Origin of the sequence: Chitinophaga sancti, assembly GCF_034087045.1 — a bacterium.
Lineage (GTDB): Bacteria > Bacteroidota > Bacteroidia > Chitinophagales > Chitinophagaceae > Chitinophaga > Chitinophaga sancti_B.
The window spans coordinates 1,096,518-1,110,929 of the sequence record NZ_CP139247.1; the positions used below are offsets into that span (position 1 = coordinate 1,096,518).

Annotated in this window: 17 protein-coding genes and 1 riboswitch; of the genes, 13 read left to right on the top strand and 4 right to left on the bottom strand. The window is 45.4% G+C overall.

The genetic code is table 11. The features are described from left to right. Positions 1 to 133: 133 nt before the first annotated feature. The 3 genes from dnaN to SIO70_RS04500 all read left to right on the top strand — a co-directional run bounded on the left by dnaN (position 134) and on the right by SIO70_RS04500 (position 2,575). Positions 134 to 1,252, top strand: coding sequence for a DNA polymerase III subunit beta (gene dnaN / locus SIO70_RS04490; RefSeq protein WP_320579779.1), 1,119 nt, complete (start codon positions 134 to 136; stop codon positions 1,250 to 1,252). A 251-nt stretch (positions 1,253 to 1,503) separates the two neighbouring features. Next, positions 1,504 to 2,310: a sterol desaturase family protein gene (locus SIO70_RS04495; RefSeq protein WP_320579780.1), complete on the top strand. Its 807-nt coding sequence runs from the start codon at positions 1,504 to 1,506 to the stop codon at positions 2,308 to 2,310. A 4-nt stretch (positions 2,311 to 2,314) separates the two neighbouring features. After that, positions 2,315 to 2,575, top strand: a complete 261-nt coding sequence (locus SIO70_RS04500) for a hypothetical protein (RefSeq protein ID WP_083721991.1) — start codon at positions 2,315 to 2,317, stop codon at positions 2,573 to 2,575. Positions 2,576 to 2,601: 26 nt separating this feature from the next. Here the strand turns inward: SIO70_RS04500 and SIO70_RS04505 are convergent, their stop codons facing one another. Then, positions 2,602 to 3,117, bottom strand: a complete 516-nt coding sequence (locus SIO70_RS04505; protein WP_320579781.1) for a lipocalin family protein — start codon at positions 3,115 to 3,117, stop codon at positions 2,602 to 2,604. Between the two features lie 36 nt (positions 3,118 to 3,153). After that, a riboswitch (TPP riboswitch) is annotated at positions 3,154 to 3,261 on the top strand. Between the two features lie 86 nt (positions 3,262 to 3,347). On the opposite strand from SIO70_RS04505, the gene thiS reads away from it, so the two are divergent. The 6 genes from thiS to thiH all read left to right on the top strand — a co-directional run bounded on the left by thiS (position 3,348) and on the right by thiH (position 8,397). After that, positions 3,348 to 3,551 carry a sulfur carrier protein ThiS gene (gene thiS, locus SIO70_RS04510; RefSeq protein WP_320579782.1) on the top strand — a complete coding sequence of 68 codons (204 nt, stop codon included), beginning with the start codon at positions 3,348 to 3,350 and terminating at the stop codon, positions 3,549 to 3,551. 82 nt (positions 3,552 to 3,633) lie between these two features. Next, positions 3,634 to 5,235: a phosphomethylpyrimidine synthase ThiC gene (gene thiC / locus SIO70_RS04515; protein WP_414017906.1), complete on the top strand. Its 1,602-nt coding sequence runs from the start codon at positions 3,634 to 3,636 to the stop codon at positions 5,233 to 5,235. A 58-nt stretch (positions 5,236 to 5,293) separates the two neighbouring features. Then, positions 5,294 to 5,911, top strand: a complete 618-nt coding sequence (locus SIO70_RS04520) for a thiamine phosphate synthase (RefSeq protein WP_320579785.1) — start codon at positions 5,294 to 5,296, stop codon at positions 5,909 to 5,911. Beyond that, on the top strand, positions 5,881 to 6,540 hold the full coding sequence (locus SIO70_RS04525) for a thiamine phosphate synthase (RefSeq protein WP_320579786.1): 660 nt from the start codon (positions 5,881 to 5,883) through the stop codon (positions 6,538 to 6,540). Before SIO70_RS04520 ends, SIO70_RS04525 begins: the two co-directional genes overlap by 31 nt. After that, a complete protein-coding gene (locus SIO70_RS04530; RefSeq protein ID WP_320579788.1) occupies positions 6,518 to 7,285 on the top strand; it encodes a thiazole synthase in 768 nt (255 codons plus the stop codon). Before SIO70_RS04525 ends, SIO70_RS04530 begins: the two co-directional genes overlap by 23 nt. A gap of 2 nt (positions 7,286 to 7,287) precedes the next feature. Beyond that, positions 7,288 to 8,397, top strand: a complete 1,110-nt coding sequence (gene thiH, locus SIO70_RS04535; RefSeq protein WP_320579789.1) for a 2-iminoacetate synthase ThiH — start codon at positions 7,288 to 7,290, stop codon at positions 8,395 to 8,397. A 212-nt stretch (positions 8,398 to 8,609) separates the two neighbouring features. Here thiH and SIO70_RS04540 read toward each other — a convergent pair whose 3' ends face one another. After that, positions 8,610 to 9,071, bottom strand: a complete 462-nt coding sequence (locus tag SIO70_RS04540) for a PA2169 family four-helix-bundle protein (protein WP_320579791.1) — start codon at positions 9,069 to 9,071, stop codon at positions 8,610 to 8,612. A 317-nt stretch (positions 9,072 to 9,388) separates the two neighbouring features. Here SIO70_RS04540 and SIO70_RS04545 point away from each other — a divergent pair, with 317 nt between their 5' ends. The 4 genes from SIO70_RS04545 (at position 9,389) to SIO70_RS04560 (ending at position 12,549) form a co-directional block, all read left to right on the top strand. Further along, complete coding sequence (locus SIO70_RS04545) at positions 9,389 to 9,541, top strand: lmo0937 family membrane protein (protein ID WP_143708779.1); 153 nt, start codon at positions 9,389 to 9,391, stop codon at positions 9,539 to 9,541. A 269-nt stretch (positions 9,542 to 9,810) separates the two neighbouring features. Continuing rightward, the gene (locus tag SIO70_RS04550; RefSeq protein ID WP_320579793.1) at positions 9,811 to 10,515 is read left to right on the top strand and encodes a ferritin-like domain-containing protein; all 705 of its coding nucleotides are present in this window, start codon (positions 9,811 to 9,813) and stop codon (positions 10,513 to 10,515) included. A 17-nt stretch (positions 10,516 to 10,532) separates the two neighbouring features. After that, entirely contained in the window at positions 10,533 to 11,345 is an 813-nt protein-coding gene (locus tag SIO70_RS04555; protein ID WP_320579794.1) for a ferritin-like domain-containing protein, read from the top strand. A gap of 94 nt (positions 11,346 to 11,439) precedes the next feature. After that, complete coding sequence (locus tag SIO70_RS04560) at positions 11,440 to 12,549, top strand: esterase-like activity of phytase family protein (RefSeq protein WP_320579795.1); 1,110 nt, start codon at positions 11,440 to 11,442, stop codon at positions 12,547 to 12,549. A 134-nt stretch (positions 12,550 to 12,683) separates the two neighbouring features. Here the strand turns inward: SIO70_RS04560 and map are convergent, their stop codons facing one another. Further along, positions 12,684 to 13,442 carry a type I methionyl aminopeptidase gene (map, locus tag SIO70_RS04565; RefSeq protein ID WP_320579796.1) on the bottom strand — a complete coding sequence of 253 codons (759 nt, stop codon included), beginning with the start codon at positions 13,440 to 13,442 and terminating at the stop codon, positions 12,684 to 12,686. A gap of 141 nt (positions 13,443 to 13,583) precedes the next feature. Then, positions 13,584 to 14,276 carry a dTMP kinase gene (gene tmk, locus SIO70_RS04570; protein WP_320579797.1) on the bottom strand — a complete coding sequence of 231 codons (693 nt, stop codon included), beginning with the start codon at positions 14,274 to 14,276 and terminating at the stop codon, positions 13,584 to 13,586. Between the last annotated feature and the right edge of the window lie 136 nt (positions 14,277 to 14,412).

Sequence of the window (14,412 nt, forward strand, 5' to 3'; positions counted from 1 at the left end):
AAAGCTATAGAATGCCTGATTCTAACGCTGTTCGTAGATTGACAATTCTTTCTATCTTTGTTTGCTCAGGTTGTATAACCTCACCGCCTTTACAGCGGGAATTCCTTAGTAAGTATAATAACAACATATCAACATGAAGTTTATCGTTTCTTCCTCTACTTTGTTAAAACAATTACAGCAGATCAGCGGGGTTATCAACTCCAACACGGTATTGCCTATATTGGAAGATTTCCTATTCATCATTGACAGGAACGAACTAACAGTAGTGGCTACAGACCTGGAGACTGTTATGAAAGTGAAGCTGGAGGTAGAAGCCAAGGAAGCCGGCCGCATCTGTATTCCGGCCAAAATCCTGATGGACTCCCTGAAAAATCTGCCTGATCAGCCACTTACTTTCAACATCGACCTGAATTCCTACGCGGTTGAAATCACATCGGACAACGGTAAGTACAAGGTGATGGGTGAAAACCCGGAAAATTTCCCGAAAGAACCGGCAGCAGATGATACCACTTCCTTTACATTGACCTCTACCGCACTGGTAACAGCCATCAACAAGACCCTGTTTGCCGTAAGTAACGATGACCTGCGCCCGGCTATGACAGGCGTGTTCTTCGAACTGACACCAACCAGCCTGACTTTTGTAGCAACCGATGCGCACCGCCTGGTGAAATATGTAAGAACTGGTGTGGAATGCCCTAAAGCAGAGACTTTCATCGTGCCTAAGAAGCCTTTGAACCTGCTGAAATCAGCCCTGCCTGACAATGATAGCGAAATCAAGATTGCTTATAGCCAGAATCACTTCTTTGTAACACACGATGGTGCTCAGATGATCTGTCGTCTGATCGATGCCCGTTTCCCTGATTACAAGGTGGTAATTCCAAAGGATAATCCTTATCGCCTTACCCTGGTAAAGAGCGATTTCCAGAACGCCCTGAAACGTGTAAGTGTTTTTGCAAACAAGAGCACCAACCAGGTTGCCCTGAGCATTACTGGTAGCGAACTGCAACTCTCTGCACAGGATGTGGATTTCTCTTTCGAAGGTAATGAGCGTATGAACTGCTCCTACACCGGCGATGATATGCAGATTGCATTCAATGCGAAATTCCTCATTGAAATGCTGAATGCTGCAGAAGGTGATGAAATTACAATCGAGCTGTCTACACCCACCAAAGCAGGTATCCTGAAACCTTCTGAAAAAGAAGAGAATGAGGATCTGCTGATGCTGGTAATGCCGCTGATGCTGAATAACTAATTCTTCATTACATTTCTTCGTCTTTTTGGGTGCGGCATGCACGCCGCACCCAAAAAGACACCCACAAAAAAGTCACTCCCGCCTTCGGCAGGAGTGACTTTTTTGCTTGATGAATATTTTCTTTTAATACATAACCCAATCACCCACATAAGTCTGCCTAATTTATTGGCCCACAGCCACTTTCAGCCTTTTTATTCCCCAAATTTTCCGTAATTTAATACATCCATTGTCCCATAAATAAATTCCCGTGTATGGAATCGTTCTTCAATAACATTCCTTCTTACTACCGCACCGCAATACTCGTTGGTGGCCTGGTCCTTCTTTGGGTTTTTGAAGGCGCCTTTCCCAGACTTTATTTCAAATCAAACCGCTACCGCCACGCCGGCACAAACCTCTTCTTCACCCTTACCACCGCCGTCGTAAACTTTGCCCTCGCCTTCCTCATCGTAAAAGCATGTACATTTACCACCAACAACCATTTTGGCCTTCTTTACCTTGTACCGTTACCTAACTGGCTCCATGCCATTCTCGCCATCCTTATGATGGACCTGATCGGAGCCTACCTCGTTCACCTGATCCAGCACAAAATAGCCTGGATGTGGCACTTCCATAAGATCCACCACATCGACACCGCTGTAGATGCCACCACCGCCCTCCGGCACCACCCCATAGAAAGCATCTTCCGCGTCATCGCTCTCTTTGTCGCTGTCATCACCATGGGTATCCCCATCTGGATGGTATTCCTGTACCAAACCATCTCTGCATTCATGTCCCAGTTCAACCATGCTAATATCCACCTCCCTAAATGGCTGGATAATGCCCTGAGCTGGATCATCGTATCGCCAGACATGCATAAGGTACACCACAGCCATTTACAACCGGAAACGGACACTAATTACGCTAATATTTTTTCAATTTGGGACCGCCTCTTTGGCACGTTTAAGAAGGTAAATGATACCACTTCTCTGAAGTATGGACTGGATGAATACCAGGACGAAAGGTATCAGCAGATAGGGGCACTACTAAAAGCACCATTCGACAAACCTTTAAATCAATAAATATATGCAACAGCACACCACTTCGTCCACGTCCACTAAAGTTGCCTGCTACATTTCCCTGTTCGCAGGCGTATCTTCCGCTGTGTATGCATTCGTGGCAAGAAACCCAGAAACAGGTCTTGTCTTTGCTATTGCAGCCATCATCATGGGTGGACTCTCAGATATAAAAGCCCGTAAGAATATTGATGATATGCAGGTCGCTACCGCCGGTATATTCATGGCCGTTGTTGCCCTCGCAGTTACCTTATGGCAAATGTATAGCTGATTCACTCCGGAGGGAGAGGAGTGAACTTACTTACGTGACTTCACTTTTTTCCCTCCTGTTTCTTTCCTGTATTTTTCCAGGTATCCCTCTGCGGCCTTCACAGGAAACAAGACCAGTGAAGTATCCGTAAGGTCTCTGATTATTACAGTATCTATGGTTCTTGTACTATCCGATGATTTCACCCCTTCTGCATGATTCCACAGTAATAATGTATCATGTTGTAACGCCCATTTTTCATACACCAGCGAGTACATATTGATCGCAATCGCTTTCCTGTTTTTCTTCAATTCCATACCCTGCCACTCATTGTCCTTCCCCGTTACAGGCTGCAACCACTTCCCAATCAGTTTTGCCGTGTCGATTACTATGGTATCTGCTACTACGGTAACAGTTGAGTCTTCTACAATAGAAGGCACTGTATCCATTGCAGGCGCATATACCGGGGTATCCATAACAGCCTCCTCTTTCCCAGGCTTACGCGAGTGATGACAGGCAAATGAAAAGATGGTGATAAAACTCACCAGCAGCATGCTATTTTTCATACGCTCAAAGATATGGACTTTTTCCCCTACCTTTATGCTTCACTTTAGGGGTGTTTTCCAGGCCACCATACCCGGAAAGCTGAGATGAGACCCTCAGTACCTGACGCAGCTCATACTGCCGTAGGGAAAAGTACTTGATACAGCTTCTTTTGCTGTAGATATAAGTAACCTGAATCCTCACATCTTCTACCATCCTTAAAGTTTATTGTTTCACCTTAATTCATGCATTCATGGAAGTGACTGTAAACAATAAACTTTATGCGGTGCAGCAGGGAACAACCATCGCTGCCCTCTTACAGTTTATTCAACTACCATCCGACAAAGGACTGGCCGTGGCTATCAACAGGGAGGTAATACCTAAACCCGCATGGCCGCAACACATCTTGCAAACCGCAGATAGTATTACTATCATCCGCGCTACACAGGGAGGTTAATTTTTTCATTTAATTTTTTGTGCACTGCAGGGCATCCCCTCGCAGCAGGACTTCTTATTTCTTCACCCATCTTATTTGTTGTATGAAAATCGAAAACATTTCACGCAATCCACTACCCGCATCCAGGAAAATCTACATTAACGGCGTTGCTATGAGAGAGATAACGCTAACACCTACCCGACTGTATGGTAGTAAAGGAGAAACCACACCTAACGAACCACTCATTGTATACGATACCAGTGGCCCTTACACCGATCCGGCTATTGAGATTGATGTACGCAAAGGGCTGCCAAAACTGCGCGCAGCATGGGCACCGCAAAAAAACGCCACACAGCTGCACTATGCACGCAAAGGGATCATCACACCCGAAATGGAATACATCGCTATCCGCGAAAACCAGGGTGCCGCCCAACAACACATCACACCTGAATTTATCAGACAGGAAGTAGCCGCAGGCAGAGCTATCATCCCTGCCAATATCAATCATACCGAGTGCGAACCAATGATTATTGGCCGTAATTTTTTGGTAAAGATCAATGCCAATATCGGTAACTCCGCCGTCACTTCCAGCATCGAAGAAGAAGTGGAAAAAGCAGTGTGGGCCTGCCGCTGGGGCGCCGATACCATTATGGATCTCAGCACCGGCAAAAACATTCATGAAACACGTGAATGGATCCTGCGCAACTCACCTGTACCTATCGGCACTGTACCCATTTACCAGGCATTGGAAAAAGTAAATGGTAAAGCTGAAGACCTTACCTGGGAGATATATCGTGATACCATCATCGAACAGGCAGAACAGGGTGTAGACTATTTCACCATCCATGCCGGTGTACTGCTACGCTACATTCCACTCACCGCCAATCGTATGACGGGCATCGTTTCGCGCGGGGGGTCTATCATGGCCAAATGGTGTCTGGCACACCACCAGGAAAACTTCCTCTACACCCACTTTGAAGAGATCTGTGAAATCATGAAAATCTATGACGTCTCTTTCTCATTAGGCGATGGCTTACGTCCCGGTAGTATTGCAGATGCCAACGATGCCGCGCAGTTCGCTGAACTGGAAACCCTGGGCGAACTCACTAAAATCGCCTGGAAACACGATGTTCAGGTCATGATCGAAGGCCCCGGCCATGTACCCATGCACCTGATCAAAGAGAACATGGATAAGCAACTGGAACATTGCCACGAAGCACCTTTCTATACACTAGGCCCATTGACGACTGATATCGCTCCCGGCTATGATCATATCACTTCTGCCATCGGCGCTGCCATGATCGGTTGGTTTGGTACGGCTATGCTCTGTTACGTCACACCTAAGGAACACCTGGGCCTACCCAACAAAGAAGATGTACGACAAGGTGTAATTACCTACAAAATAGCTGCACATGCTGCCGACCTGGCCAAAGGTCATCCGGGTGCTCAACACAGGGACAATGCACTCAGCAAAGCCCGCTTCGAATTCCGCTGGGAAGATCAGTTTAATCTTGCACTTGATCCTGACACGGCCCGTTCTTATCATGACGAAACCCTGCCTGCAGAAGGGGCCAAGGTAGCTCACTTCTGTTCTATGTGCGGACCACACTTCTGCTCTATGAAAATAACACAGGAAATAAGGGAAGCAGGCATGGCAGAAAAGTCAACGGAATTTCGCGAACAAGGCAGCACTATATATTCATAATCTGACTGTTATACAATTGCGGTACAGTTTTGGAACCATTTAATCAAACTCCAATACTTTGATACAGATCATCACACATACTGGCAAGATCAATCACGAACCTACACTCTGGTTACAATTGTTGCAGGCAGGCGCCGATAGTATACTGGTACGTAAACCAGGCTGGCAGGAGGCGGATTACGAGATGTTGTTGCTCGAAGCAAATCCATCCTGTTACCCTCACCTCATCATAGCCGATCATCCTGCTTTATGTGAGCGCTATGGCCTGTTAGGGATACATTTTGGGGAGGCCATCAGGGGATCTGTCTCCCAGGAAGAACTGCTTCGCTTCCAGCAGTTAGGTTGCATGCTCAGCACAAGTATTCATAGTGTGATGACCTTACAGGTAGTGAGTAATATCTGGAATCAGGTGCTCATAAGCCCGGTGTTTGATAGTATTTCCAAAACCGGATATAAAGCCGCGTTTGACACCAACTTCCGGTTGGACAAAGATGGCTATGCAGGCAATGTACTTGCGTTGGGAGGCATTAATCAGCATACTGCTGACAAAGCCCGCCATATGCTATTTGATGGCATTGCCCTGCATGGCGCCATCTGGCAACATCCGGAACGTGCAGTACGGAACTTTATCAGTATCCGTGATGCATGGTCAGGCAATTCATTCAGCTCATCATGATTTCTATTCAGTACATTTCACAGCAGACTGACACCTACTCACATCTTGACAATATACGCATGGCTTGCGAAGCAGGCTGTAAATGGATACAATTGCGCATGAAGCATGCGGATGTTCCTACCATTACAGCAACAGCCGCACTGGCGAAAGAAGTATGTGATGCACATAATGCTACACTTATTATTAATGATCATCCTGACATTGCAGCATTAGTGGGTGCACACGGCACACACGTGGGTAAAGAGGATATGACGGTCGCCGCCGCACGTCGGATAGTTGGCCCACATAAAATTGTGGGTGGCACAGCCAATACCCTTCAAGACATCATGCGGCATGTAGCAGATGGCGCCGATTATGTAGGCGTGGGACCTTATCGTTTTACGAAAACGAAGCAAAACCTGAGTCCGGTTTTAGGACTGGAAGGTATTCGCAATATCCTGTCTCAATTGTCGGTTCGCATACCAGTTATCGCCATTGGCGGTATTGAGCGGGAAGATGTTCCTGACCTGTTCAGTACAGGTATTCAGGGCATTGCCGTGAGTGGCCTTATTACACACGCGCCCGATAAGCGGCAGTTATTATCTACACTTTATCAAACCATCACACATGCAGGCATTGAAAATAGCTGATCATACATTTACCTCCCGGTTGTTTTCAGGCACGGGAAAGTTTGCTTCTCTACAGATAATGGAACAGGCACTGTTGGCAGCTGCTACACAACTGGTGACAGTGGCACTTAAGAGAGTCGATATCCATGATATAGGTGATAATATGCTTCGTCATTTGCAGGCTTTTAAGTTAATGCCTAACACCTCTGGTGTGCGTACGGCCCATGAAGCAGTATATGCTGCACAACTTGCCCGCGAAGCACTGGAAACAAACTGGGTCAAATTAGAAATCCATCCTGATCCCCGATACCTGATGCCGGATCCTATTGAGACATTGAAAGCTGCAGAAGAACTGGTAAAACTGGGTTTTGTGGTTTTGCCATATGTACATGCAGATCCTGTATTATGTAAGCGGTTAGAACAGGTAGGGGTAGCGGCAGTCATGCCTTTAGGTGCTCCCATTGGTAGTAACAAAGGCTTACGCACGGCGGATTTCCTTGAAATCATCATTGAGCAGAGCAATATCCCTGTCGTAGTTGATGCCGGTATTGGCAGTCCGTCCGATGCTGCGAAGGCGATGGAAATGGGTGCTGATGCCGTACTGGTCAATACTGCCATTGCAGTGGCAAAAGATCCGGTAGCAATGGCGCAGGCATTTGCAACGGCAGTAGTGGCAGGCAGACAGGCATATGAAGCTGGATTGGCCCCCATATATAAACAGGCAGTAGCTTCCAGCCCTCTTATTGGATTCTTAGATGAAGTATAAGTATGGCAGATTTTAAATCACTCTTTTCCCAATATGATTGGGAGCAGGTCAAAGCAGGTATCTATGCAAAAACAGCTGTAGATGTGGAACAGGCTTTGCATAGCAGCCGACGTACGCTTGAAGATTTCAAAGCATTGATATCACCAGCGGCTACGCCTTATCTCGCGGATATGGCGGCTTTAAGTCAGCAGCTCACCAGGCAGCGGTTTGGCAATACGATGCAATTGTATATTCCACTTTATCTGAGCAATGAATGTCAGAACATTTGTACATATTGCGGTTTTAGTCTTGACAATAAGATTGCCCGCAAAACGCTGAACAGGGGAGAGGTGCTGGCAGAAGTAAAGGCAATAAAAGACATGGGATACGACCATGTATTACTGGTAACAGGCGAAGCGCAGCAAACAGTTGGGCTTCCCTATTTCAGGGAAATGCTAGAACTGATCAGGCCTCACTTTGCCAATATTTCTATGGAAGTACAACCCATGGATCAGTCAGATTATGAAGCGCTGATTCCACTGGGCTTGCATAGTGTATTGGTCTACCAGGAAACTTACCATGAAGCAGATTATAAATTGCATCATCCCAAAGGACGGAAATCTAATTTCAACTATCGGCTTGATACTCCTGATCGCCTGGGCAAAGCGGGTATTCACAAGATAGGATTGGGAGTATTAATTGGTTTGGAAGACTGGCGTACGGATAGTTTCTTCACTGCTTTGCATTTGCAATATTTAGAAAAGACTTATTGGCAAACCCGGTACAGTCTTTCATTTCCGCGTCTACGTCCTTGTGCCGGCGGCTTGATGCCAAAGACGGTCATGAATGACAGGGAACTGGTACAATTGATCTGCGCTTATCGCTTATTATCACCAGAGGTAGAGTTGAGTCTTTCTACCCGCGAGTCTCCGCGATTCAGAGATCATGTAATTCAGTTGGGTATAACTACAATGAGTGCGGGGTCGCGTACAAACCCGGGAGGGTATACGATAGATGCGGATTCATTGGAGCAGTTTGAGATTTCGGATGAACGAAGCCCTTTTGAAATTGCTGCTATGCTACAGGCAAATGGCTATGAGGCAGTCTGGAAAGATTGGGATAAAGCTTTTTAGAATCGCAATTCTAAGCCCACCGAAAAAATACAACAGTCCCACCAGCTGGCGGGACTGTTATTTTTACCTAAATCCATTACTGAAATTTGTTACTTATAAATATAAGTAGCCGCTTAATCTTTGAATTCAAATGTAAGTTGCCCATAATGAACAACAGCATTACGCTTCATTTTGAACAAAAAGAACAGCCAGGCTTATAATAAACAACATGTTCAGTGAACAACTTTTTCCAGATCCCGATACGTTCTCACAGTATCATGAGCACTCTTCAGCGCTCTGCGCTGATTTGCCACCAAATCCCGAATGCTGTATGGCATGGAGATGCTGGAGCCCAACACATCCTCATAAGTCCGCTGCGTAGCATCTTCCCCATACTCACATGCAGACAGGATAGAATGCCTGTCATGCCCTGAAAAAGTAGCTTTCACATCCATCCAGGTTCTGTACAGCTTACCATAAATAGTAGTATTGTGCGTAGGTTCCGCGCCACCATCCTTCAATATATTATTCAGTTGATCTATATATGTAATGCTTTCTTCTTTCATTCTCTGGAACAGTGCTTTCAGGTCGGCATCATCTGTCTGATCAATGGCTTTACGATATCCCTCTACTCTGTCATTATTGATCCGGGTCAGATCATTCAGGGCTTCTATCAATTTCTCGTTCAATTGCATGATGATAGTTTTAAAAATGAATGAAGATGGTTGTGTTCTTTAGTTTCAAAAATGTTACCAGCCTTTTCAGATACCGTGGTTTATTGGCTGGCCCGCAATGAATATACTTACTGCCGACGGAAAGCACTTATCAGTAGCGTACATTTTACCTCCCTCCGGGGAATATGTTCTACAAAGCCTTTTGGTCGCAAATGCAGTATGTATAAGGATTCCGGGGTGCTAAAACGGTTTACACCGCTGTCAGAAGCACTTCTCAAAGCAGAGCTGCTTAACTGGCATAAAATTTCTATTCCTTAAGATAACCAAATCTTTTTGATATGAACGGCTTACTTTATTTAATCGCGATTATTCTGATCATCGGATGGGTTTTGGGCGTGTTTGTTTACTCCGCAGGTAGTTTAATTCACACTTTGCTGGTATTAGCAATTATTGCTATCCTCGTAAATATAATACGCGGTAGAGCTGTTTAAAACAGACTACCTCAGAATAAGAAATTTCATTGACACAGCCGACTTTAAGAAGGTAATTCTTCTTGAGGTCGGCTGTAACATGTTATCTATATTCAATTCGTCTAAAAACAGCCTCAGTAAAGGTTTTTCAGAAAAATAAAACCAGATTTAAATCATGCCCGTATATCTGATTGTTACACTTGTGAAAAATTACCCGAATCGACCATTTAAAGTTGTAGCTAGTCATGTAATGTTTGTTTCATTTCTCTAATTCTAAAAACTCCTTTCTTATGTTCACACGGAAAACCCACTCCGTAACCAGTAATGGTAACGAGGATGGCTTTGCCATGCCTAATGTACATCGCCGTACATTTCTCAAATATGCAGGTATGAGTGCTGCTATACTTTCTGCAGGCTCGGTATTAAGTAGTTGTAGTGATGATGATACTAATGATGGTACAGGTGTTAGCCTCGGTAGTGGGGATGTCGCCGTATTAAATTATGCTTTCGCACTCGAACAACTGGAAGCAGCATTTTATACACAGGTAATTCTTACACCGTATTCCGGCATCACCGACGAAGAAATGACACTGCTGACCGATATTCGCAATCATGAAATTGCACATCGTGAATTCTTCCGTAAAGCCCTCAGTACAGGAGCTATCCAGGATTTACAGGTCGATTTCAGCACCATCGATTTTACCAGCAGAGATAAGGTACTTGCAGCAGCACAAACATTCGAAGACCTGGGGGTTGCAGCATACAACGGCGCCGGTAAATACATTACTACGCCTGCTTACCTGGCACTGGCTGGAAAAATTGTATCTGTAGAAGCGCGTCATGCGGCTTATATCCGCGATCTGGTAAGTAATGGCTCCTTCTCTTCCAATGCAGATAGTAATGGTCTGGATGGGGCTAAAACACCTACTGACGTATTCGCCGCCGCCGGTGTATATATCAAAACCCAGATCAATACCAACACCCTTCCCAAATAACTTTAAATTCTACAATCATGGACCTGCAAAATATCTTTTCTGAAATAGAGAAAAAAGATCCTGAAATTTATGACAGGCTGGATTCCCGCAGAAATGTGATGAAGCAGTTTGGCCGTGTGATGGCTTTGACAGCTGTACCTTTTGCACTTGGCAGCATGTTGAAAAAAGCGTATGGCCGTACACCCTCAGATGTACTGGCAGTGCTGAATTTTGCACTCACACTGGAATACCTGGAAGCATCTTTCTATGCAGAGGCAATCACGCATACTTCCTTATTCCCAACCGCCGCATCTCTTAATGCATTTACGACTATTGGTACACATGAAAATGCGCATGTTGCTTTTCTGAAAAGCGCCATTACCAGTTCAAGTGGTACACCTGTTGATAAACCAACCTTCGACTTTACTGCGGGTGGTACTTTCAGCGATGTATTTACTAACTACGCGACACTGCTGGGCGTAGCACAGGCATTTGAAGATACCGGTGTAAGAGCCTACAAAGGACAGGCGGCTACACTGATGGAAAATCCGACGGTGCTCACTGCAGCATTGCAGATTCACTCTATCGAAGCAAGGCATGCTGCGCATATCCGTTCTATGCGCCGGGCATCTACCGGGAATACTAAAATAAAACCATGGATCACCGGTAAGTATACCGACATTGCCGCTACACAACCTGTATATAATGGTGAAGAAAATGAGATACAGGCAAACGTAACGATTACGGGCATTACTACATTGGTAACACAGGATGCTGCGACAGAATCATTTGATGAACCGCTCACAAAAGATGAGGTATTAGCGATTGCGAATCTCTTTATCGTATCGTAATCCTTTTCGCTGGCCGAAGGCCAAAAATTTTTTTTGAAAAAGCTTTTGCCTTTGGCAAAGGCTTTTTTTCTTAAAGGGCTTTACCTTTGCAGCTATGAGAAAATATCTTTTGTTTAGCCTGCTCTTTGCAGCTTGCAGCACCTCCCGTCAATCTGTGAATACTTTGGATGTATCTCAACTCCACCTGCTCCACAAGCACGTTATCCCTTACAATACAACCTTCAACGGTACGACAATAGGAGGTCTCTCAGGTATCGACTACGACAGCGCCCGCAACGAATATTACCTCATCTGCGATGACCGCTCTGAACACGAAGCAGCCCGTTACTATACCGCACAGGTACCGGTAAATGATGACAAGGTGACCTTCACCGCCGTAAATACTCTCCCTATGCGCGATGGACGTCCTTTTCCTGCTACAAAAAACTTCGCACCAGATCCGGAAGCCATGCGCTACAACCCACACACTGATCACCTCATCTGGAGCAGTGAAGGAGAGCGCATCGTGAATGCCAAAGACACCATACTAAAAGATCCGGCTATATACGAACTCTCCCGCGACGGGCATTTTTCCGATACCTTCCCCATCCCAGCACAAATGCAGATGAAAGCTACCAACAATGGTCCCCGCAAAAACGGTACTTTCGAAGGACTGGCTTTCACCCCGGATGGAAAATACATGTTCGTCAGTGTAGAAGAACCCCGTTATGAAGATGGTCCCCGTGCAGGACTGAAAGACACCACTGCCTGGATCCGCATTATCAAATACAATCTGCAAACCAGGCAACCCATTGCTCAGTTTGCCTACAAACTGGCACCTATCGCAGCAGCACCTGTACCTGCCGATGGTTTTGCCATCAATGGTATTCCTGATATACTGGTGCTTTCAGAAAACCAACTGCTCATCATGGAGCGCTCTTTCTCTACCGGGGTAAAGAATTGTACCATCCGCCTCTACAAGGCAGACCTTTCCCATGCCACAGATGTATCGGCTATTCAATCTTTGCAGATAGATACGCACTTTACGCCTGTAGTGAAAAAACCTTTGTTCAATTTTGAAAGTCTGAATACCTATGTGGATAATGTGGAAGGAATGACCTTTGGCCCACTACTGCCAAATGGCCACAGGAGCCTTATTTGTGTGGCAGACAATAATTTCTCCGACAAGGAAGAAACACAATTCTACATTTTCGAAATCAAATAACAATAGTATTTTATCAATGAGTGGTATCATCTGGTTGCATAGTTGGAAATCAAATGATTGTCAACTATATTAGAGAATCATTCTACATTTTGAATGTATAATCTATGCCAATTTTTAGGCTATCCGTGAAGACCCTATATTCCATTTGACGCAGTCAAAATAATAGGTTCCCCACTCGTTACGAGCACAGTATGCTCATGCTGGGCCACAAAACTACCATCTTTGGTCACCAGTGTCCAGCCATCCCCCAATGTTTCAGCAAAGTTAGCCCCGGTAGAGATAAAGGTCTCGATCGCAACCACAGAATTGCTGCGGAAACGGGTTCTGTTGAACCGGTCGTAGAAGTTAGGGATCTCTCTTGGCGCTTCGTGCAGACTTCTGCCTATTCCATGACCCACCAGGTTCCTGATCACCCTGTATCCTTTTTCTCTGGCAGCATCTTCCACAATACGACCAATGTGGGAGAGGCGTACACCATCGCTGATATTGCTGATAGCTTTGTGCAGGATTTCGATAGAGGCATTGACAAGATGGGCATGGTGGTGAATATCCTCGCCTAAAATGAAGGAGCCGCCATTGTCAGCATAGTATCCAGCCAGTTCTGCGGACACATCCACATTGACCAGGTCGCCGGGTTGTAAAATTCTTTTTACAGAAGGGATACCATGGGCTACTTCATTGTTCACGCTAATGCAGGTAAAGCCAGGGAATCCGTAAGTGATTTTTGGTGCTGATCTGGCGCCCATTTGTTGTAATAAGGCACCCCCATACTCATCCAGTTCTTTCGTAGACATGCCGGGTGTAGCATATTGACGCATCTGCTGTAACACTTTGCCAACTACTTCACTGATGGCCTGCATGCCGGTTAGTTCGGCTGTGGATGTAATGGACATAATTCCTCCTTTTTTTCTGAAAATGGATTTGGTGAAAGGTCTTCCCCTTAAGGAAATTTTTTTTCTGAAAATGAGGCGCATGCCTGTTGGCAAATGGATTTTTTCAGAAAAAACCTGCTGATTTCCACTTTCAGGAATGTATTAAATCAGTTTTTCAAGGCAGGCTATAATGCTGGCATGGATGTCTGCAATGGTCCGCATCTCGTTTGCCCCATTATAGCATACTATTTTGGTAATGGCAGGGTCTGTATCTGCCAGGATTTCGTATTCTTTTTTCACCGCGAGCTGGAGGGAGAAGTCCTTTTCATGAATGTCTTCCTTACCATTCAGGTAGCTGCGGTCTTCATTTTTCATTCTTTTGGTCAGTGCCTGCTCGGTGTGGGAGAAAGGCACATCCAGGTAAATGGAGAGGTCTGGCTGGGGAATACGGTTGTACGCATATTCAAACATGTTGATCCAATCCCGCAATTCCTGTTTTCCCACATCTGTACTTAGTTTAGCACACTGAAAGGCGATATTGGACAATACATATCTGTCCACCAGCACAGTATAGCCATTAGCCAGCCATTCGTTGATAGTGCTGGCAAAGTCTTTTCTGTCTTCTGCAAAAATAAGGGCCACCAATTGTGGGTGTACATTTTTCACATCGCCAAACTCACCGCGCAGGAATTTAGCTACCAGGTCGCCAAATACGCCTCCGTTCTGACTTCTTGGAAAGTGTACGAAGCGGGTTTCTATTCCCTGCTGGTGGTAATAATTGGTCAGTAAGTCAATCTGGGTCGATTTTCCTGCCCCATCTAATCCTTCGATGGCTATAAATCTGCTCTTCTGCATTGATCTGGTTTAGGGGGTAAAGATATTACATCCCGTTCAGGTTTGTGAATCCGGGTTGAGTTGGAAATCCGGTAGCATATCTTGCCCATGAACATATAGGTGACCCGGTGGTAACTCGCAGATAAGCCGTAGATAA

Bases quoted from the DNA above. Each gene is read 5' to 3' on its own strand.
- SIO70_RS04545 (WP_143708779.1), top strand. From the start codon at position 9,389: ATGAACGGCTTACTTTATTTAATCGCGATTATTCTGATCATCGGATGG.
- map (WP_320579796.1), bottom strand. From the start codon at position 13,442: ATGTCCATTACATCCACAGCCGAACTAACCGGCATGCAGGCCATCAGT.
- SIO70_RS04560 (WP_320579795.1), top strand. From the start codon at position 11,440: ATGAGAAAATATCTTTTGTTTAGCCTGCTCTTTGCAGCTTGCAGCACC.
- SIO70_RS04540 (WP_320579791.1), bottom strand. From the start codon at position 9,071: ATGCAATTGAACGAGAAATTGATAGAAGCCCTGAATGATCTGACCCGG.
- SIO70_RS04550 (WP_320579793.1), top strand. From the start codon at position 9,811: ATGTTCACACGGAAAACCCACTCCGTAACCAGTAATGGTAACGAGGAT.
- thiH (WP_320579789.1), top strand. From the start codon at position 7,288: ATGGCAGATTTTAAATCACTCTTTTCCCAATATGATTGGGAGCAGGTC.
- thiS (WP_320579782.1), top strand. From the start codon at position 3,348: ATGGAAGTGACTGTAAACAATAAACTTTATGCGGTGCAGCAGGGAACA.
- tmk (WP_320579797.1), bottom strand. From the start codon at position 14,276: ATGCAGAAGAGCAGATTTATAGCCATCGAAGGATTAGATGGGGCAGGA.
- SIO70_RS04500 (WP_083721991.1), top strand. From the start codon at position 2,315: ATGCAACAGCACACCACTTCGTCCACGTCCACTAAAGTTGCCTGCTAC.
- thiC (WP_414017906.1), top strand. From the start codon at position 3,634: ATGAAAATCGAAAACATTTCACGCAATCCACTACCCGCATCCAGGAAA.
- SIO70_RS04530 (WP_320579788.1), top strand. From the start codon at position 6,518: ATGCAGGCATTGAAAATAGCTGATCATACATTTACCTCCCGGTTGTTT.
- SIO70_RS04495 (WP_320579780.1), top strand. From the start codon at position 1,504: ATGGAATCGTTCTTCAATAACATTCCTTCTTACTACCGCACCGCAATA.
- SIO70_RS04525 (WP_320579786.1), top strand. From the start codon at position 5,881: ATGGTCAGGCAATTCATTCAGCTCATCATGATTTCTATTCAGTACATT.
- SIO70_RS04505 (WP_320579781.1), bottom strand. From the start codon at position 3,117: ATGAAAAATAGCATGCTGCTGGTGAGTTTTATCACCATCTTTTCATTT.
- SIO70_RS04555 (WP_320579794.1), top strand. From the start codon at position 10,533: ATGGACCTGCAAAATATCTTTTCTGAAATAGAGAAAAAAGATCCTGAA.
- dnaN (WP_320579779.1), top strand. From the start codon at position 134: ATGAAGTTTATCGTTTCTTCCTCTACTTTGTTAAAACAATTACAGCAG.